Raw genomic sequence first — 17887 nt, 5'->3', positions numbered from 1 at the left:
CTTCAGGAGGCGAAGATGTCGCGGGCGGAGAACCAGCTCTTTGCCACGTCGACGAAGGCCAGCACGGCATTGGGCAGGCGCTGGTGCGTGTCATGGGTGAGGATGATGCGCTGCATGGGCAGCGGATCGGAAAGCGGCTTGCAGACGAGAGGCAAGCCGTCATAGCTGCGGTCGCCATGCGGCCTCGTGTAACTGACGGCGACGCCGAAGCCGTTGGCCACCATGCTGCGCTGGAGTTCGAACGAGCTTGTCTGCCTGTCGGCGACCGGCGACAGGCCACGGCTGCGGAACAGGTCCAGCATGTGCTGCCAGCTATGCGGCTGGTCCGTCGTGATCAGCGGATAGGCGGCCAGATCGGCCAGGCTGACATCGGGACGATCCGCCAGCGCGTGTCCAGCCGGCAAAAGCGCGTGCGGCCTGAGCTCATGCAGCAGGATGCGGGCGAAATGCGAAGGCAGCCCAAGATCATAGGTGAGCCCGAGGTCGACGGCGGCATCGCCGAGGCGCCGCCCGAGCGTCTCGAAGGTCTCGTCGCGCACGATCACTGCAACCTCAGGATGGCGTTCCGAGAAGGCGCGGATCAGGGCCGGCGCGAAATAAGGCGCCAGATCTTCGAAGCATCCGAGCACCAGTTCGCCCCCGAGCGCCGACTTGCGCGAGCCGAGACCGATGAGCTCGTCCGTCTCGGCAAGGACCTGTTTCGCCTTGGCCACCACGGCGCGGCCGAAGGATGTCAGCGAAACGCCGCTTCCGCGCTGGCGCACGAAGAGTTTCTGGCCGAAATCCTGTTCGACCGCGTCGATCGCCACCGAAATGGACGGCTGTGAGACGTTCAACGCCCTGGCTGCGCCGGTAACGCTGCCGTGGCGAGCGACGGCAACCAGATAGCGCAGCTGCGTTAGGGTCAGACTCATAGAGTGGCACTATGTGACAGATGAGAAGTTATTATTTTACTGAATGAAAGAGGCTTGCGATAGTGGCATCGATCCCTGAAAGGAGAATGCCATGGCTTCCCAGACCGCACCTCGCGCGATCGACACAGGCTTGATCGATGCGCGGACAATAGCGGATTACCAGCGCGACGGCGCTGTCTGCATCCGCGGCGCTTTCAAGGACTGGGTCGAAACGATTGCCGCCGGCATCGAGCGGAACATGCAAAACCGCAGCGCCACCGCATCGGATATCGCCAATGGCCGCGGCAGCTTCTTCGACGACTACTGCAACTGGGAACGCATTCCAGAATTCGTCGAGCTGGTGCGCGAATCGCCGGCGGCCGAACTGGCGGCCGCGGTGATGCGGTCGCGCACGGCGCAGTTCTTCCACGATCATGTCCTTGTCAAGGAACCGGGCACGCAGAAGCCGACGCCCTGGCATCAGGACATCCCCTATTATTTTGTCGACGGCCGGCAGACAGTGAGCTTCTGGATCCCTATCGACCCTGTAAAGGAGGCAACGCTGCGGCTGATTGCCGGCTCGCACAAATGGGACAAGATGATCCTGCCGGTGCGCTGGCTCGACGACAGCAATTTCTATGGCGACGAGGGTGACTACCTGCCGGTGCCGGATCCAGACACGGACTCCTCGCTGGAGGTGCTTGAATGGGAAATGGAGCCGGGCGATGCTATCCTGTTCGATTTCAGGACAGCGCATGGCGCACGCGGCAACCTCACTGCGGCGCGGCGGCGGGCGCTTTCGCTGCGCTGGGTCGGCGACGACGCCCACTATGTCGAACGGCCGGGGCGCACCTCGCCGCCCTATCATGGCCATGGCATGCAGCCGGGGCAGAAGCTGCGCGAGGACTGGTTCCCGATCGTCTTCCAGAGCTGAGGCGCTTGCCCGAAATCGGCGGCGGAGGACGCCGCCGATTTTCTGGCAGGGGTAACGTTCCCGTGCGCAATTTCGACCAAATCGCCCGGATGCCTTGACCCGTCGTCCAGAGAGCAATAGCGGGTTCTTTGGAAGATTACAGGCATCAAGAGGTGGCCATGAACGTTCTTCTTCTCGGCTCCGGCGGCCGCGAACATGCGCTCGCCTGGAAGATCGCCGCGTCGCCGTTGCTGACCAAGCTCTATGCTGCGCCCGGCAATCCTGGCATCGGCCGCGAGGCGGAGCTGGTCAAGCTCGACATCGCCGATCATTCCGCTGTCGCCGCCTTCTGCAAGGACAAGCAGATCGACCTCGTAGTGGTTGGGCCGGAAGGGCCGCTGGTGGCCGGCATATCAGACGATCTGCGTGGCTGGGGCATCCGCGTCTTTGGCCCGTCGCGTGCGGCGGCGCGGCTCGAAGGATCGAAGGGCTTCACCAAGGATCTCTGCGCCAGATATGACATCCCCACCGCCACCTATGGCCGTTTCTCAGAACTGGCATCGGCCAAGGCCTATGTCGAGAAGATGGGCACGCCGATTGTCATCAAGGCCGATGGCCTTGCCGCGGGCAAGGGCGTCACGGTCGCAATGACGATGGATGAGGCGCTGGCCGCGCTCGACGCCTGTTTCGACGGCTCTTTCGGCACGGCCGGCGCGGAAGTGGTGATCGAGGAGTTTCTGACCGGCGAGGAGGCCAGCTTCTTCTGCCTGTGCGACGGCACTACAGCACTGCCCTTCGGCACCGCGCAGGATCACAAACGCGTCGGCGACGGTGATGTCGGCCCCAACACCGGCGGCATGGGCGCCTATTCGCCGGCCCCGGTAATGACGCCGCAGATGGTAGAGCGCACCATGCGCGAGATCATCGAACCGACCATGCGTGGCATGGCTTTAACGGGTGCATCCTTCGCCGGCATTCTCTTCGCCGGGCTGATGATAACGGACGAAGGGCCGAAGCTGATCGAATACAACACCCGCTTCGGCGACCCCGAATGCCAGGTGCTGATGATGCGGCTGAAGGACGACCTGCTGGTGCTGCTCAATGCCGCCGTCGATGGCCAGCTCGCGCACATATCGGCGCGCTGGAGCGACGAGGCGGCACTGACCGTCGTCATGGCCGCGAGGGGCTATCCCGGGACGCCCGAAAAAGGCTCGGTCATTCGCGGGCTCGATGAGGCTGCCAGCCAGGGCGCCCAGATTTTCCATGCCGGCACCGCCATCAATGGCGGTGCGCTGGTCGCCAATGGCGGTCGCGTCTTGAACGTCACCGCGGTCGGCGCGACTGTCGGCGAGGCGCAGGAGAAGGCCTATGCCGCGCTCGACCGTATCGACTGGCCGCAGGGCTTCTGCCGCCGCGACATTGGCTGGCAGGCCGTGGCGCGCGAAGCGGCAGGAGCAAGCTGACCGCAAGCATCCGGTCGCACAAATTCAGCGTTTGCCGCGGTCGGGTTCGGTAGAAGCGGTGCTCACCGGGTCCGCCGCCGCAGCGAAGGCGGCGTCGAGTTGCGCTGGGGTACGCTGCCCGGTGCGCTTCCAGGAGACATATTGGACGATGCCGAAGATCGGCCGCCGCGGCACCGTCTTCACGACAGGCATGCGGAACCCGTCGCGGAATTTCGACCAGCGCGAACCAAGCACCGCGACCATTTCCCCGAAACTCGGCGGCGTCGCCACATCGGCGTAGATGAGGGTGGTCTTGCCGGCCAAAGCGGCTTCGCGCGAGAGCGGCACCGGTACGCTGGCGAGATAATCCGCGGGCACGTCGATCAGCCCGCCGAACGGCCATTGCTGGCGCAGCGTGGCGGCATCTGTCGGCGCGACGTTGACGTCGATGTCGTCCGGCGTCCCGGCTACCCTGTAGGGGCAACGGAAGCGGCCGCAATTGGCCTGCGCGGAAAACTGCCAGAGCGCATAGCCTTGCCAGTTGCCGATGGGAAAATGCACGTCGATGTCAGGCTTGTAGCGCGCGTACCAAAGCGGCAGCCGCGACAGCAGCCGGTATTTGTAGCTGTTGTCGGCGATATACTGGGCGGTCTTGCCATTGGTGTAGAGTACCGGGAAGCGGCCGATGCGCCGATGCACCTGGCGCACGAACGCCTCGGCGTCGTCGAGCGACATCCATTGCGCGGGATCGATGCCTTCGATGTCGAGGGCCATGAGGTCGTCCGGCGCGGGATCGGCGAAATCGAGGAAATTATTGGCCTGCTCGACCGGATTGCCGGGGCGGGCGAGGTGATAGGCGCCCCATTTCAGGCCGAGCGCCTTGGCGACCACCTTGCGCGTCTGGAACAGTTCGCGCGTCACCGCATGGCGTTTCCACAGTGCCTTGCAGAGTTTGACCTCGGTATCGTCTCCGGAGCAGGAATAGGGCGGCGACATGCCGTCGGAGGCTTTGTTGATGAAGCCGACGACGCGCTTGTCCGTGGCAAGCTGCGCCCAGTCGATGGAATTGTATTCGTAGGCATCGACGACAAGCGCCCGGTCGGCACTTTTCCACGGCTCGGAGAAATCCGAGGCCCTTGCCGCCGTTGTCAGCGCCATCATCGCCGCGAGAGCGATCGCTGGGCGGCGAAGAAGATGCGCCGTTCTCTTCAAACAGGAATCCCCGTTGATCAAAGGCAAATCCTGGACCGCTATGGTTAAGGATTCGCTTTCAAGGCAATGCGGTCCGTCAGCCGAACAGCTTCAACGCCGTCGCTACTGATAGGAACAGCGACAACCGCCGGTCTTGAAATGGCCTGAAACCATATTTGCAATAGAAGGCGGCGGCCATGTCGTCCTTTGCGTCGACGATCAGTGCGAAGGAAGCAGGAGCAGCTTGGGCGCAGCGCCGAAGTGCATCCACGATCAGTATCGATCCTACTCTTTTTCCCTGATATCGGGTATCAACTGCCAACCTTCCGATCAATATGGCGGGCAGGACCGGGTAACGCGGTAGGCGTCTTGTCAGGTCTTCCGGCAGAGAAGTGATGGGCACATTTGACGCTGCAAGAGTGTAGTATCCGGCAATGAGATCGACATCACGGTCCGCGGCGACAAAGCAGTTGCTAACTCGGCGTTTGACGTCCTGGCTTGCCAACTCGTGTAGATATTGGCCGAGTGCCAGCACGCCACAGCTGAATGTCTTACGATCATACGATCCGCCCAGCGGCTCGATGATCAAGCCTAGACTCACCGGGATTCGACGACAACTCGCTTGTAGGCGTCGGCGGCTTTGCGCAGCGCTTCATTAGGTTCGGGCGGATTGAGAATGGCCTCTACCAGAGCGAGCTGATCCTCGATGGACAGGCGGATGATAGCGATCTCCTCAATGGTGCGTTGTGCAGCTTCCTGCGCTGCGGAGACCACGAAGTCGCTGACGCTGCGGCCCTGGATTTCGGCGGCACGTTTCATCACACTCAGCATATCCGGGGATATCCGAGCTTCGAGACGGGAGGTACGGGTCAGTTGGTTTGTCATTTCGATCACCTCTAGCACGGTATGTACGGGAATACATATCAAGTGCGACGGTCAGCGCGGCCGAATGGCTGAACTTCAAACGGATCCGGCGCGGGCTGTTGCGGCAGCGTGCCTTCGGCCGCGCGTTTGCGATGATGGGCGATCGAGCATTTCGGCGAGCACAATATACCGCGATCCGACCAATAGGCGGCGCCGTTTTCCAATTCACCGTGATAATATGAGAACCCCGCCGCCCGGTAGGGCAGGCCGCACTCGATACAACGGTAGGCGTCAGGTCTGGCAAGCATGAGTTGGTTTCCAGTCGGCTGGTTCTGGTCTGTTGCCGGTCGATTTTGACCCGGCGTCCATCGCATTTAATACGAGCCGGCGCGATTGCAAAATCAGCGTGACAAAATTTGACGTTTACGTAAAAAGAAGATGGGCGATCGCCCAAAGGCGAATACGGTGTGTGGCAAGCAGGTCCCACTCAGGTCCTAGGATCAGCCTGGCCGATGCATCAGGAGGAGCGAGCGGCATGTATCTGGCACCGGTCGAGGACATCGCGTTCACCCTCAAGCATGTGGCCGGCCTGAAGCCTGCCCTCGATGACGGCACGTTCGGCGATCTCGGCGAGGATCTCGTCGACGCCGTTCTTAGCGAGGCCGGCCGCTTCGCCACCGAAGAGGTCGCGCCGCTCTACAAGATTGGCGACGAGCACGGCGCGGTGCTGAAGGACGCGGCAGTGACCATGCCGCCGGGCTGGAAGGAACTTTATCGCCGCTGGATCGACGGCGGCTGGAACGCGCTCTCCGGCCCGGAAGGATATGGCGGGCAGGCGCTTCCGACCATGCTCGGCGTCGCCGCGCTCGAAATGTGGAATTCCGCCGCCATGGCCTTCGGCATTGGCCCGACGCTGACCATGGGTGCGGTCGAGGCGCTCGACAAGCACGCTTCGGAAGAGCTCAAGGCCAAGTATCTCGCAAAGCTCGTCTCCGGCGAGTGGATGGGCACGATGAACCTGACTGAGCCGCAGGCCGGCTCGGACCTCGCTGCCTTGCGCACGCGCGCCGAACCGGCCCGCGACGGCACCTACCGCATCTTCGGCCAGAAGATATTCATCACCTATGGCGAGCATGATCTCACCGACAATATCGTCCATCTGGTACTGGCGCGGCTGCCTGACGCGCCTGCGGGCACGCGCGGCATCTCGCTCTTCCTGGTGCCGAAATTCCTGGTCGGCGCGGACGGCTCGCCTGGCGCACGCAACGACGTCTTCTGTTCGGGCCTCGAGCACAAGCTCGGCATCCATGCCTCGCCGACCTGCACCATGATCTATGGCGACGGTTTTCAGGGCGCCAAGCCCGGCGCCATCGGATGGCTGATCGGCGAGGAGAACAAGGGGCTGGCCTGCATGTTCACCATGATGAACAATGCCCGCCTCGCCGTCGGGATGCAGGGCGTGGCGGTCGCGGAAGCCGCGACCCAGAAGGCGATCGCCTATGCCAATGAGCGCCGCCAGGGCAAGGCGGCGGATTACGCCGGCGCCGGCATGGCGCCGATCGTCCATCACCCCGACGTGCAGCGCAATCTCCTGACCATGAAGGCGCTGACGCAGATCGCGCGGGCGATCAGCTATTCCTGTGCCCATGCCATCGACCTGGCGCGCGTATCGTCTGGTGACCAGGCGGCGCATTGGCGCGACCGGGCCAACCTGTTGACGCCGCTTGCCAAGGCTTTTTCGACCGATATCGGCGTCGAGGTCGCCTCGCTTGGCGTCCAGGTCCATGGCGGCATGGGTTTCATCGAGGAGACGGGGGCTGCGGCACTCTATCGCGACGCCCGCATCGCGCCGATCTACGAGGGCACCAACGGCATCCAGGCGATCGATCTGGTGACCCGAAAACTGCCGCTCGGCGGCGGCGAGCATGTGCACGGCTTCATCGCCGAGCTTGCCGCTGTCGCCAGCGCCGTGCGGACATCAAATCTCGAAGGGTTTGGCCATACGGCCGATGCTCTCGACCGCGGGCTCGACGATCTGACGCAAGCGACACGTTTCCTGCAAAAACTGTCGGCCGATGGCCGGACTGGCGAGGCGCTTGCCGGCGCGACACCCTATCTCCGGCTGGTCTCGCTTGCAGCCGGCGGCGCCTACTTGGCGCGGGGCGCCCTTGCCGATCACGGCCGCGTCGCCCTTTGCCGCTTTTTCGCCGAAAACCTGCTCGGCGAGACAAGTGCCTTGAAGGAGCGCGTTGTCGACGGCGCCGCAAGCCTCGCCGCTGCCGGCAAGACATTGATTTCCGCCTGACGTTCACAAGGAAAGAACCGTGACAGACCATATCCTCGTCGAGCGCCAGGGCGCCATGCAGATCATCCGCATAAACCGCCCGGACAAGAAGAACGCGCTGACGCGCGCCATGTACGCCAAGATGTCGCAAACCTTGGCCGAAGGGGATGCGGATCCGGCAATTCGCGTCCATGTCTTTCTCGGCGTGCCCGGTGCCTTCTCCTCCGGCAACGACCTCGCCGATTTCATGGTCGTCGCGACTGGCGGCGAAGGCGGCACGGAAGTCTGGGATTTCCTGATGGCGCTGGCCAGGGTCGAAAAACCCATCGTCTCCGGTGTCGACGGCATCGCGGTCGGCATCGGCACCACGCTCAATTTGCACTGCGACCTGACCTTCGCCACGCCGCGCACCGTGTTCAGGACACCCTTCGTCGACCTCGGCCTTGTGCCCGAAGCGGGATCGAGCCTGCTGGCGCCGCGCATCCTGGGCCAGCAGGGCGCGTTCGCGCTGCTCGGCCTTGGCGAAGGCTTCTCGGCCGAACGCGCCAAGGCCGCTGGTCTGATCTACGAAGTTGTCGAGGAAGGAGCGCTGGAGGCGTCGGTTCTGGCGGCCGCCGGCCAGATCGCCGCCAAGCCGCCGCAGGCGCTCAGGATCGCGCGCGACCTGATGCGCGGCTCTCGCGAGGACCTCGTCGCCCGCATCAACGTGGAAAGCGAGCATTTTCGCGAGCGGCTGAAATCGGACGAAGCCCGCGCTGCACTGACGGCATTCATGACCAGAAAAAAATAGTTCGGCCCCCGCCTCCCTTAGATGGGGAGGTCGGCCCGCAGGGTCGGGTGGGTGGAGCGCCGACCTATCCCGCGTGCCTCGGTCGCCACTGGCCAGCCCGGGCTAGGCGCAGTGAGGATGTCGGCGCTAGTTTACAAACTCAGGGATAAAGCCGCGTCTTCTCCCAACCGCCCCCGGCATTGCGCGAAAACACCACGCGGTCATGCAGCCGAAACGGTCTGTCGTGCCAGAACTCGATCGTCTTCGGCACGATGCGGAAACCCGACCAGTGTTTTGGGCGCGGAATCTCGCCGATGGCGTAGCGGGCCGTGTATTCGGCCACCGCCTTTTCCAGCGCGAACCGGCTTTCCAGCGGCCGCGACTGTTTCGAGGCCCAGGCGCCGATGCGGCTGCCGCGCGGCCGTGTCGCGTAATAGGCGTCGGCTTCGGCATCGCTGACGATCTCCACCGGCCCGCGCACGCGCACCTGGCGGCGCAGCGATTTCCAGTGGAAGCACATCGCCGCCTTCATGCTGCCTAGGATCTCCCGGCCCTTGGCGCTTTCGAAATTCGTGTAGAACACGAAGCCGCTCTCATCGAATCCCTTGAGCAGCACCATCCGCACATCCGGCATGCCCTCGGCATCGACGGTTGCCAACGCCACGCCGTTGGGGTCGTTCATTTCGCTTTTGGTGGCGTCGTCCAGCCATGCGGCAAAAAGGCGAAACGGCTCGGCGGCCTCGGTAAAGTCACCGCTTGTTAACTCAGTCTCACTCATAGTTTTTCTCAAATTTTCATCAAACAGGGGAGGTTGCCGATTGTCGCGTATCGCGCAAGCTTTTGACAGCAGGCAAGGCAGCCTATTTGCTTCAGCCAGCGCCAAAGCCGCGATCGTGATGATTGCCTTGCCGCTTGCCGCATGTGGCGCGGGCGGCTTCGGCCTGCAAAAAGCCGAGGTCGATCGCTCGATCCTGACCGGCAGCATTTCAGCTCCAGCCGCGTCGGCCGATTCGGACCGCGATTCCGACCAGACGACGATCGGCAACGCGGTGTCCTCCGCCGACATCGAGCAGCTCGGCGGTCAAGCCGTGCCGTGGGCCAATGCCGGTACGGGTTCGCGCGGCTCCATCACCGAACTGGCGGAATTGAAGGACGGGGGTCAGACCTGCCGCCGCTTCAAGGCTTCGCGCGAAAGCTTTGACGGCGTTGCCATGTTCGCGGGCGAACTTTGCCTGGCCAGCGCCGGCGGCTGGCGCATGCAGGACTTCAGGGCGCTTTGATCTTCCACCTCTGAAATAACGTCCAGCACTGGAATTTCTTCCTATGCGAGCGCATATAAGAGGCGACTATGGACTCACTCTTTCTCCAGGGCAGGAAGCATGCGCGACCCCTATGAGGTGCTGGGCGTTGCAAAGAACGCATCGGCCAAGGACATAAAATCGGCGTACCGCAAACTCGCCAAGAAGCATCATCCGGACCAGAATCCGAATGATCCCAAGGCGAAGGACCGTTTTGCCGCGGCCAATCAGGCCTATGAGATCGTCGGCGACGAGAAGACCCGTGCCGCTTTCGATCGCGGCGAGATCGACGCCGACGGCAAGCCGCGTTTCCAGGGCTTCGAGGGCGCCCCCGGTGGCGGTGACCCCTTCGGCGGTTTTCGCCGCCAGCAGCAGGGAGCCGGTTCGCGATTCGAGTTCCGCTCCGGACGCCCTGGCGGCGATCCGTTCGATGGCAACAGCGATATCTTCAGCCAGATTTTTGGCGACGTCTTCTCCGGCTCGCGCGGCCCCGGCCAAAGCGGGGCAGGAATGGGTGACCGCCGCCAGCCGGCAACCGCCGCCGACCTCAATGTCACGCTCGACGTTACCATCGAGGAAGCGGCGAACGCTGAAAAGGTCACGGCGATGTTCCCTGACGGCCGCAAGGTGGCGGTCAAGCTGCCGGCCTATGTCGAGGACGGGCAGACCATCCGGCTGAAGGGGCAGGGCGAGCAAGGGCCGGGCCAGCCCGGCGACGCGTTGGTCAAGATCTGCTTCCGCCGGCATCCGCGCTACCGCCTGGAGGGCCGCGACCTGCATGCCGATTTGCCGGTGGGGCTGGCCGATGCCGTGCTTGGCGCCAAGGTGGCCGTAGAAACGCCGACCGGCAAGCTCGCGGTCAACGTTCCCGCCTGGTCGAGCTCGGACAAGGTCCTGCGCCTGAAGGGCAGGGGCCTGCCGGAAAAGGCCGGCGGCCACGGTGATCTCTACGCCCATGTGCGCATCATGCTGCCGGAAGGCGGCGACAGCGCGCTCGAAGGGCTATTGCGCAGCCAAAAAGGCTGATTGGCGGCTCTTGTCCCCGAACTGTCCCGTTTGAGCGCTTGAAGGGGCTCTGTGCCTGTGCGATAGGGCTCTCCACAAATAAGAAATCTTGCGGAGAGCACGCATATGGCGGGTGGACAGGGCCTGATGGCCGGCAAACGCGGCCTGATCCTCGGCGTCGCCAACAACAGGTCGATCGCCTATGGCATCGCCAAGGCATGCGTCGACCACGGCGCCGAGATCGCGCTGACCTATCAGGGTGAAGCGTTCAAGAAGCGGGTCCAGCCACTGGCTGCGGAACTCGGCGCCTTTGTCGCCGGCCATTGCGATGTAACTGATCCGGCGAGCCTCGACGAGGTTTTCGCCAATGTCGCCAATCATTGGGGCAAGCTCGACTTCCTCGTCCATGCCATCGCTTTTTCCGACAAGGACGAACTGACCGGCCGCTATGTCGAGACGACGCGCGATAATTTCCTGCGCACGATGGACATTTCGGTCTATTCCTTCACCACCATCGCCAAGCGCGCCGAGGTGCTGATGACCGATGGCGGTTCGCTTTTGACGCTGACCTATTACGGCGCCGAAAAGGTGATGCCGCATTACAACGTCATGGGCGTCGCCAAGGCCGCACTCGAGGCCAGCGTGCGCTACCTCGCCGTCGATCTCGGGGCCAAGAAGATCCGCGTCAACGCGATCTCGGCAGGCCCGATCAAGACGCTGGCCGCTTCCGGCATCGGTGACTTCCGCTACATCCTGAAGTGGAACGAATACAATTCGCCGCTGAAGCAGACGGTCACCCAGGAAGAGGTCGGCGATTCCGGCGTCTATTTCCTGTCCGACCTGTCGCGCGGCGTCACCGGCGAAGTGCATCATGTCGATTCCGGCTATCACGTCGTCGGCATGAAGGCGGTTGACGCACCCGATATTTCGACGGTCAAGGATTAACTCCCTCCGCCTATCCTCCGCCCAGGCCCTGGCCCGACCTCCGGAAGACCTGATGTACCCGCTGGTTTATATCGTGCGCCACGGCCAGACCGCGTGGAATGCCGAATTCCGGCTTCAGGGGCAGGCCGATACCGACATCAACGCGCTCGGCCGCGAGCAGGCGAGCGCAAACGGGCATCGGCTGGCTGACCTGATCTCCAATCCAGCAGAGTTCGATTTCGTCGCCAGCCCGATGCGGCGCACGCGCGAGACCATGGAGCGCATTCGCGCCGCCATGAAGCTCGACCCGGCTGCCTACGGGACCGATCCCCGCCTTGTTGAAGTGAATTTCGGCGACTGGCAGGGTTTCACCTTTGCCGAGCTGGAGACGCAATTTCCGGGTGCGAGCAGGACGCGTGCGCTGGACAAATGGAACTTTCAGCCGCCGGGCAAAGATGCCGAGAGCTACCAGATGCTGCTCGAACGGGTAAAGCCGTGGTTCGACGCGCTCGAGCGCCAGACAGTCTGCGTGACGCATGGCGGCGTCATGCGCACCTTGTTTCGCTTCGTGCTTGACATGGCCGAGGACGATGCGGCGAAGCTGGCGATACCGCAGGACCGCGTGCTCAAGCTGGAAGGCGACACCTTGGGATGGCTTTAGGCACCCGGCACGATCCAGGAAGGCTCATGCAGGCCGCCGGCGCAGGTGCATAAAACGGCTGTAACGGCTCAACAAACGCCGAACAGCCGATTTGCATTGGAAGCCTAGTCGGAGTCGCTGTCAGGCAACTGCATATCGGTGACCACGTTTTCGCCATTGGTCACGTCATAGGCAATGACGATGTCCATGCCGGGCTTCAGCGCGTCGAGATCGGTTTCCGCGTTCAGCTTGTAGGATTTGCCGTCGTCCAGCGTCAGGGTCAGCGCGTCCTTGTCGATCTTCTTGATCAGGCCTTCGGTCTGCCCGGCGAAAGCGGCGGTGCAAAGCAGGAATGTGGCGGCAACAGCGCCAATCAGGGTACGCATCATCGTCCTCTTTGGTATTGCGCCGGCATGGGTAGCGGCGGATCCTCAACGGCGAATGGAGCAGAGCAGAAACCAATCGAATGTGTCAAAACTAAATCCGAAGATCACGGTTTGACCCCTGTGGAAAACGCCAATAGAAGGCAGCTTCAGTCGGCTCCGATGCCGGGCAAGGCACTTTGCGATGTCTCACAACACGTTCGGCCATCTTTTCCGCGTCACCACCTGGGGCGAAAGCCATGGGGCCGCATTGGGCTGCGTGGTCGACGGCTGCCCACCCGGCATCCGCTTCACGCGTGACGAAATCCAGGCCGAACTCGACAAGCGCCGGCCCGGCCAGTCGCGCTTCGTCACGCAGCGCCGTGAGCCTGACGAAGTGAAGGTGCTGTCGGGCTTCATCCTTGACGATGACGGCGAGACGATGATCACGACAGGTACGCCGATCTCCATGCTGATCGAGAATGTCGACCAGCGCTCGAAGGACTATGGAGAGATCGCCCGCCAGTACAGGCCGGGCCATGCGGACTACACCTATGACGTCAAATACGGCGTGCGCGACTATCGCGGCGGCGGCCGATCCTCGGCGCGCGAGACCGCGGCTCGGGTCGCCGCCGGAGCCCTCGCCCGCAAGGTCGTGCCGGGCATGGTGGTGCGCGGTGCACTGGTATCGATGGGCGAGAAGTCGATCGACCGCGCCAACTGGAACTGGAATTTCATTGGCGACGCGGACAATCCGTTCTTCACGCCGGATCCGGCGTCCGTTCCCGTTTTCACGAGCTATCTCGACGGCATCCGCAAGGCGGGTTCCTCCGTCGGCGCCGTGATCGAGATCGTCGCCGACGGCGTTCCGGCCGGCCTCGGCGCGCCGATCTACGCAAAGCTCGACCAGGATATCGCATCAGGCCTGATGTCGATCAACGCCGTCAAGGGCGTCGAGATCGGCAACGGCTTCGAGGCCGCCCGCATCACCGGCGAACAGAATGCCGACGAGATGCGCATCGGCAATGACGGCCAGCCGGTGTTCCTGTCCAACAATGCCGGCGGCATCCTTGGCGGCATCTCGACCGGCCAGGCGATCATCGCCCGCTTCGCCGTCAAGCCGACGTCTTCAATCCTGACGCCCCGGAAGTCGATCGACAAGGACGGCAACGACGTCGAAGTGATGACCAAGGGTCGCCATGATCCGTGTGTGGGCATTCGCGCCGTACCGATCGGCGAGGCGATGGTTGCCTGCGCAATCGCCGACCATTATCTGCGGCACCGAGGACAGACCGGAAGGGAGTAGGCAATAGGGAATAGGCAGTAGGCTTTTTTCCTTTCCCCTACTGCCTTATTGCCTACTCCCTATTCCCTGCGAGCGAAGCGAGCATTCCATGTCTTACGACCAGAAGAAGATCGTCGAAGCAATCCGGGCCTTCGAGCGCGGCGAGATCGTCGTCGTCATGGATGATGACGGGCGCGAGAACGAGGGCGACCTGATCGTCGCCGCCGTCCATTGCACGCCGGAAAAGATGGCCTTCATTGTGCGCAACACTTCGGGCATCGTCTGCACGCCGATGCCGCGCGAGGAGGCCAAGCGCCTCAACCTTGCGCCGATGGTCGCCGACAATGATTCGGCGCACACCACCGCCTTCACCGTCAGCGTCGATTTCAAGCATGGTACCACGACAGGCATTTCGGCCGACGACCGCACGCTGACCGTGCGCAATCTCGCCAACGGCAATGTCGGCGCCTCCGATTTCGTCCGCCCCGGCCACATCTTCCCGCTCATCGCGCGCGAAGGCGGCGTGCTGATGCGTTCGGGCCATACCGAGGCGGCCGTCGATCTGTGCAAGCTCGCCGGCCTGCCGCCGATCGGCGTGATCTCGGAACTGGTCAATGATGACGGCACCGTCAAGCGCGGCCCGCAGGTCGCGGCTTTTGCCGAGGAGCACGGCCTCAAGCAGGTTTCTGTCGCCGACCTCATTGCTTACCGGCAACGCAAGGAAACGCTGGTCGAACGCGTGGCGTGCTCCGAGATCGACACGCTCGGCGGCAAGGCGCAGGTCTTCACCTACACGCTGCCGTGGGATTCCATGCACCATGTCGCCGTCGTCTTCGGCGACATCCGCGACGGAGAAGAGGTGCCTGTGCGTCTGCACTCCGAGGACGTGGTGACCGACGTCTTCGGCACCAGCCACCGGCTGGACGCCATCATGAAGGCGATGGGCGAGCGCAAGCGCGGCGTCATCGTCTATCTGCGCGAGGGCTCGGTCGGTGTCGCCCACCAGGAGCGCAACCGGCCGGCGAGCGGCGACCGGGAGGACCACGAAGAGGCGCGCCGCCGCGAGAATGAATGGCGCGAGATCGGGCTCGGTGCTCAGATCCTGAAGGATCTCGGCATTTCCTCGATCAATTTGATCGCCTCGCGCGAGCGCCACTATGTCGGCCTCGAAGGTTTTGGCATCCACATCGCCAAGACCGAGATTCTCTAGGTTCGACGGCGGCAATAGCGTCCGATCCGCTGAACCGGACGCGTCATGGTTCATTCCGCGGCAGCGACGGCCGCTTCACACCCATCCAACTCGCATTTGTGAGTGGCAAGACTGCGCTGGCCGAGCAGCACCGTGACCAGCGCGATGCCGCCCGCGACCACCGAGACCCAGAACCCGTTCTGGGCGCCGAACGCATCCACCACCGCGCCGGCGGCGAAAGAGCCCAGCGCCATGCCGATGCCGATTCCCGTTGTCACCCAGGTAATGCCCTCGGTCAGCATCGCTTCCGGCACATGCCGTTCGATCAGGCCGAATGCCGTGATGAAAGTCGGCGAGATCGCCACGCCGCTGATGAAGACGGTCAGCGCCAAAATCGGCACGCTGTCGGCGGTGAGCGGCAAAATCGTGCTGACTGCGATGATGGCGACCGCGACGGTCAGCTGGCGCTGTAGCGGCGTCTTGAGGTTGAGCGCGCCGACCACGATGCCCAACACGAACGATCCCAGCGCATAGACGCCGATCACCAGGCTTGCGGCACCGGCTTGGCCGAACTCCTTGGTGATCGCCACGGTGCTCACTTCCGTCGTCGCGAAGGTCGCGCCGATGAAGATCAGGGTGAAGGTGATGATCTGTACCGGCCGCAGGCGGATTGCCGAGCCAGTCGAACCATGGTCCACCGGCCGCACTTTCGGCTCGGTCGATCGCTGCAGGATGAATGCTATCGAGCCCAAAGCGAGAAACAACGTGCTCGCCAGCATGCCTGCTTCCGGAAACAGCGCCGCACTGAGGCCCACCGACAGCGCCGCGCCGGCGATATAGACCAGTTCGTCGGCCGCCGATTCGAAGGCGAAGGCGGTGTTCATCTCCGGCCGGCCGCGAAAAAGCTCGGTCCAGCGCGCGCGCACCATTGCCGGCATGCTGGGCATGGCCGCTGCCAGCAGCGCCGACACGAACATTGTCCATACCGGCCAATCCTGGTTGGCCGACGCAATCAGCAGCAGGAATGCCAGCACGGAGATGATGGTGGTGGGCACGACGATCCATGTCTGGCCGAGGCGGTCGACCAGCCTGGAGATCTGCGGCGCCAGGAAAGCGTTGGCCAGCGCGAATGTCGCCGAGACGGCACCCGCCAGCCAGTATTCGCCACGCGTCTGCGACAGCATCGCCACGATGCCGATCGGCGCCATGGCGATCGGCAGGCGCGCCATGAAGCCTGCAGCGGCAAAGCCCTTGGCGCCAGGGGCTCGAAAGATCTCGGAATAGGGGTTCTGCATGGTCCGTTCCTCGACAAAAGGCGATTCGGAAATTACATACGATGCGTATGAACACTAAATAGATCATACGTCGCGTATGTCAATTGGCATACGTGACGTATGTGGATAAGGCCAGAAGAGATGCACAAGCCCCGCAGGGAAATGATCGCCGAAACGCGCGCCAAATTGATTGCCGCGGCCCGGCATGCGTTCGGAACGATCGGTTATGCCGAGGCATCGATGGATGATTTCACCGCATCGGCAGGGCTGACGCGCGGTGCGCTCTATCATCATTTCGGGGACAAGAAGGGGCTTTTGCAGGCGGTTATCGCCGAGATAGACGCCGAGATGGCGGCACGGGTGAATGAGGTTGCAGCGAAAGCACCGACCCGCTGGCAAAGCTTCGTCGACGAATGCACGAGCTACATCGAAATGGCGCTGGAGCCGGAAATCCAGCGCATCATGTTTCGGGACGGTCCGGCCGTGCTGGGGGATCCCGCGCAATGGCCGAACGCCAATGCCTGCGTCGCGTCGATGACCGATCACCTGACGACGCTGCAGGGCGACGGGGTGGTTGTCCCGGGCGTAGACCCCGAGACCGCGGCACGGCTGATCAACGGGGCGAGCAGCCAGGCGGCGCAGCGGATCGCCAATTCGAACGACCCGGAAGCGACGTCGAAGACCGTGGTGGCGGCATTCAAGCAACTGCTCGAAGGATTGTTGAGGAAGGATGCCGGAGCCGCCTGACGACGGCAGGCCGCCGGCAGCGCGCTGCGCATGCCGTATCCGAAATCAAATCAAGGGTTTGTCAGACTTTTCGCATGTTGCCGCCTTGAGGCGTGCGATCGTTGATTTGAGCGGAACTTCGCCCTGTCCGCAAAACGTCTCGCTCATGATCAGCTCGGGCAGCGGCAGCCGCCGCCCCCAGCCATGTGTTTCGAGGTCCGGTTTCGGCGCGAACTCCGAGACACGGCCGACACAGAGATAGGCCACCGGCGTCACATGCTCGGGAATCGACAGAAGGCCTTTCAACGCCTGCGCCTCGATAATGCTGACCCAGCCAACGCCGACGCCTTCGGCGCGCGCCGCCAGCCAGAAATTCTGCACCGCGCAGACCGTGCTGTAGAGATCCATCTCGGGATTGTGCCAGCGTCCCAGCGGCGAACCCTGTGAGCGTCGGCGGTCGCAGGTGATACAGATATTGAGCGCGCTTTCGCAGATGCCTTCCAGCTTGAGCTTGCGGTAGAGCGCCCGCCGCTCTTCCTCGATCGCCGGCAATTCCTGCTCGCGCGCCGCGAGGAACAGGTCGCGCACCTGTTCCCGTCGTTCGGTGCCACGAATGACGATGAAATTCCATGGCTGCATGAAGCCGACCGATGGCGCGTGATGGGCGGCAAGCAGCAGCCGCGCCAAGACCTCGTCGTCGACGGCCTCTGATGTAAAATGGCTGCGGACATCGCGCCGCGTGAACATGGCGCGGTAGACCGCATCGCGCGCCATCTGGTCGAATCCGTCACCCACGGGGATGGTCATATTGTCCGGCATCGCTTGTCC

At 63.2% G+C, this 17887-nt stretch carries 20 protein-coding genes; 11 read left to right on the top strand and 9 right to left on the bottom strand.

Going from position 1 to position 17887, the window contains the following annotated elements; all coding sequences use genetic code 11:
- Positions 1–2: 2 nt before the first annotated feature.
- Positions 3–914, bottom strand: a complete 912-nt coding sequence (locus tag FJ973_RS25335; protein ID WP_140558220.1) for a LysR family transcriptional regulator — start codon at positions 912–914, stop codon at positions 3–5.
- A gap of 91 nt (positions 915–1005) precedes the next feature.
- Here FJ973_RS25335 and FJ973_RS25330 point away from each other — a divergent pair, with 91 nt between their 5' ends.
- Together FJ973_RS25330 and purD are read left to right on the top strand one after the other, a co-directional pair.
- Positions 1006–1827, top strand: a complete 822-nt coding sequence (locus FJ973_RS25330; RefSeq protein WP_140558219.1) for a phytanoyl-CoA dioxygenase family protein — start codon at positions 1006–1008, stop codon at positions 1825–1827.
- A 158-nt stretch (positions 1828–1985) separates the two neighbouring features.
- The gene (gene purD / locus FJ973_RS25325; RefSeq protein WP_140558217.1) at positions 1986–3269 is read left to right on the top strand and encodes a phosphoribosylamine--glycine ligase; all 1284 of its coding nucleotides are present in this window, start codon (positions 1986–1988) and stop codon (positions 3267–3269) included.
- Between the two features lie 24 nt (positions 3270–3293).
- Here purD and FJ973_RS25320 read toward each other — a convergent pair whose 3' ends face one another.
- The 4 genes from FJ973_RS25320 to FJ973_RS31485 form a co-directional block, all read right to left on the bottom strand.
- Positions 3294–4409 (bottom strand): glycoside hydrolase family 25 protein, encoded by a 1116-nt coding sequence (locus FJ973_RS25320; RefSeq protein WP_140558289.1) that lies wholly within the window; start codon positions 4407–4409, stop codon positions 3294–3296.
- A gap of 127 nt (positions 4410–4536) precedes the next feature.
- Entirely contained in the window at positions 4537–5028 is a 492-nt protein-coding gene (locus tag FJ973_RS25315) for a GNAT family N-acetyltransferase (RefSeq protein ID WP_224684799.1), read from the bottom strand.
- A gap of 8 nt (positions 5029–5036) precedes the next feature.
- Positions 5037–5324, bottom strand: coding sequence for a DUF1778 domain-containing protein (locus FJ973_RS25310; protein WP_140514791.1), 288 nt, complete (start codon positions 5322–5324; stop codon positions 5037–5039).
- 38 nt (positions 5325–5362) lie between these two features.
- Entirely contained in the window at positions 5363–5611 is a 249-nt protein-coding gene (locus FJ973_RS31485) for a hypothetical protein (protein ID WP_140514793.1), read from the bottom strand.
- Positions 5612–5838: 227 nt separating this feature from the next.
- Here FJ973_RS31485 and FJ973_RS25300 point away from each other — a divergent pair, with 227 nt between their 5' ends.
- Both FJ973_RS25300 and FJ973_RS25295 read left to right on the top strand, forming a co-directional pair.
- Positions 5839–7608: an acyl-CoA dehydrogenase gene (locus tag FJ973_RS25300; protein WP_140514795.1), complete on the top strand. Its 1770-nt coding sequence runs from the start codon at positions 5839–5841 to the stop codon at positions 7606–7608.
- Between the two features lie 19 nt (positions 7609–7627).
- Positions 7628–8377 carry a crotonase/enoyl-CoA hydratase family protein gene (locus FJ973_RS25295; protein WP_140498037.1) on the top strand — a complete coding sequence of 250 codons (750 nt, stop codon included), beginning with the start codon at positions 7628–7630 and terminating at the stop codon, positions 8375–8377.
- Between the two features lie 139 nt (positions 8378–8516).
- Here FJ973_RS25295 and pdxH read toward each other — a convergent pair whose 3' ends face one another.
- The gene (gene pdxH / locus FJ973_RS25290; RefSeq protein ID WP_140498039.1) at positions 8517–9134 is read right to left on the bottom strand and encodes a pyridoxamine 5'-phosphate oxidase; all 618 of its coding nucleotides are present in this window, start codon (positions 9132–9134) and stop codon (positions 8517–8519) included.
- A gap of 40 nt (positions 9135–9174) precedes the next feature.
- Here pdxH and FJ973_RS25285 point away from each other — a divergent pair, with 40 nt between their 5' ends.
- The 4 genes from FJ973_RS25285 to FJ973_RS25270 all read left to right on the top strand — a co-directional run bounded on the left by FJ973_RS25285 (position 9175) and on the right by FJ973_RS25270 (position 12244).
- Positions 9175–9636, top strand: a complete 462-nt coding sequence (locus tag FJ973_RS25285; protein ID WP_140558216.1) for an RT0821/Lpp0805 family surface protein — start codon at positions 9175–9177, stop codon at positions 9634–9636.
- Positions 9637–9735: 99 nt separating this feature from the next.
- Positions 9736–10680, top strand: coding sequence for a DnaJ C-terminal domain-containing protein (locus FJ973_RS25280; RefSeq protein ID WP_140558214.1), 945 nt, complete (start codon positions 9736–9738; stop codon positions 10678–10680).
- A 105-nt stretch (positions 10681–10785) separates the two neighbouring features.
- Complete coding sequence (fabI, locus tag FJ973_RS25275) at positions 10786–11604, top strand: enoyl-ACP reductase FabI (protein ID WP_140558212.1); 819 nt, start codon at positions 10786–10788, stop codon at positions 11602–11604.
- 52 nt (positions 11605–11656) lie between these two features.
- Complete coding sequence (locus FJ973_RS25270; protein WP_140520815.1) at positions 11657–12244, top strand: histidine phosphatase family protein; 588 nt, start codon at positions 11657–11659, stop codon at positions 12242–12244.
- A gap of 104 nt (positions 12245–12348) precedes the next feature.
- On the opposite strand, the gene FJ973_RS25265 is transcribed toward FJ973_RS25270, so the two are convergent.
- Complete coding sequence (locus tag FJ973_RS25265; RefSeq protein ID WP_140498049.1) at positions 12349–12609, bottom strand: DUF1344 domain-containing protein; 261 nt, start codon at positions 12607–12609, stop codon at positions 12349–12351.
- A gap of 181 nt (positions 12610–12790) precedes the next feature.
- Here FJ973_RS25265 and aroC point away from each other — a divergent pair, with 181 nt between their 5' ends.
- Entirely contained in the window at positions 12791–13891 is a 1101-nt protein-coding gene (aroC, locus tag FJ973_RS25260; protein WP_140558211.1) for a chorismate synthase, read from the top strand.
- 88 nt (positions 13892–13979) lie between these two features.
- Positions 13980–15080, top strand: a complete 1101-nt coding sequence (ribB, locus tag FJ973_RS25255) for a 3,4-dihydroxy-2-butanone-4-phosphate synthase (protein ID WP_140514808.1) — start codon at positions 13980–13982, stop codon at positions 15078–15080.
- A 50-nt stretch (positions 15081–15130) separates the two neighbouring features.
- On the opposite strand, the gene FJ973_RS25250 is transcribed toward ribB, so the two are convergent.
- A complete protein-coding gene (locus tag FJ973_RS25250) occupies positions 15131–16354 on the bottom strand; it encodes an MFS transporter (protein ID WP_140558209.1) in 1224 nt (407 codons plus the stop codon).
- A gap of 120 nt (positions 16355–16474) precedes the next feature.
- Here FJ973_RS25250 and FJ973_RS25245 point away from each other — a divergent pair, with 120 nt between their 5' ends.
- Positions 16475–17080 (top strand): TetR/AcrR family transcriptional regulator, encoded by a 606-nt coding sequence (locus tag FJ973_RS25245; protein ID WP_140498058.1) that lies wholly within the window; start codon positions 16475–16477, stop codon positions 17078–17080.
- Positions 17081–17125: 45 nt separating this feature from the next.
- Here the strand turns inward: FJ973_RS25245 and bluB are convergent, their stop codons facing one another.
- Complete coding sequence (gene bluB / locus FJ973_RS25240; RefSeq protein ID WP_140520811.1) at positions 17126–17878, bottom strand: 5,6-dimethylbenzimidazole synthase; 753 nt, start codon at positions 17876–17878, stop codon at positions 17126–17128.
- Positions 17879–17887: the final 9 nt, after the last annotated feature.

The sequence above is a fragment of the Mesorhizobium sp. B2-1-3 genome (genome assembly GCF_006442495.1).
Lineage (GTDB): Bacteria > Pseudomonadota > Alphaproteobacteria > Rhizobiales > Rhizobiaceae > Mesorhizobium.
This window is presented reverse-complemented; position numbering and strand designations above follow the sequence as displayed.

Coding starts and splice junctions, on each gene's coding strand:
- FJ973_RS25300 (WP_140514795.1), top strand. CDS start 5,839: ATGTATCTGGCACCGGTCGAGGACATCGCGTTCACCCTCAAGCATGTG.
- fabI (WP_140558212.1), top strand. CDS start 10,786: ATGGCGGGTGGACAGGGCCTGATGGCCGGCAAACGCGGCCTGATCCTC.
- FJ973_RS25250 (WP_140558209.1), bottom strand. CDS start 16,354: ATGCAGAACCCCTATTCCGAGATCTTTCGAGCCCCTGGCGCCAAGGGC.
- FJ973_RS25335 (WP_140558220.1), bottom strand. CDS start 914: ATGAGTCTGACCCTAACGCAGCTGCGCTATCTGGTTGCCGTCGCTCGC.
- FJ973_RS31485 (WP_140514793.1), bottom strand. CDS start 5,611: ATGCTTGCCAGACCTGACGCCTACCGTTGTATCGAGTGCGGCCTGCCC.
- FJ973_RS25330 (WP_140558219.1), top strand. CDS start 1,006: ATGGCTTCCCAGACCGCACCTCGCGCGATCGACACAGGCTTGATCGAT.
- bluB (WP_140520811.1), bottom strand. CDS start 17,878: ATGCCGGACAATATGACCATCCCCGTGGGTGACGGATTCGACCAGATG.
- FJ973_RS25320 (WP_140558289.1), bottom strand. CDS start 4,409: ATGATGGCGCTGACAACGGCGGCAAGGGCCTCGGATTTCTCCGAGCCG.
- FJ973_RS25270 (WP_140520815.1), top strand. CDS start 11,657: ATGTACCCGCTGGTTTATATCGTGCGCCACGGCCAGACCGCGTGGAAT.
- pdxH (WP_140498039.1), bottom strand. CDS start 9,134: ATGAGTGAGACTGAGTTAACAAGCGGTGACTTTACCGAGGCCGCCGAG.
- FJ973_RS25245 (WP_140498058.1), top strand. CDS start 16,475: ATGCACAAGCCCCGCAGGGAAATGATCGCCGAAACGCGCGCCAAATTG.
- FJ973_RS25280 (WP_140558214.1), top strand. CDS start 9,736: ATGCGCGACCCCTATGAGGTGCTGGGCGTTGCAAAGAACGCATCGGCC.
- FJ973_RS25265 (WP_140498049.1), bottom strand. CDS start 12,609: ATGCGTACCCTGATTGGCGCTGTTGCCGCCACATTCCTGCTTTGCACC.
- aroC (WP_140558211.1), top strand. CDS start 12,791: ATGTCTCACAACACGTTCGGCCATCTTTTCCGCGTCACCACCTGGGGC.
- purD (WP_140558217.1), top strand. CDS start 1,986: ATGAACGTTCTTCTTCTCGGCTCCGGCGGCCGCGAACATGCGCTCGCC.
- FJ973_RS25310 (WP_140514791.1), bottom strand. CDS start 5,324: ATGACAAACCAACTGACCCGTACCTCCCGTCTCGAAGCTCGGATATCC.
- ribB (WP_140514808.1), top strand. CDS start 13,980: ATGTCTTACGACCAGAAGAAGATCGTCGAAGCAATCCGGGCCTTCGAG.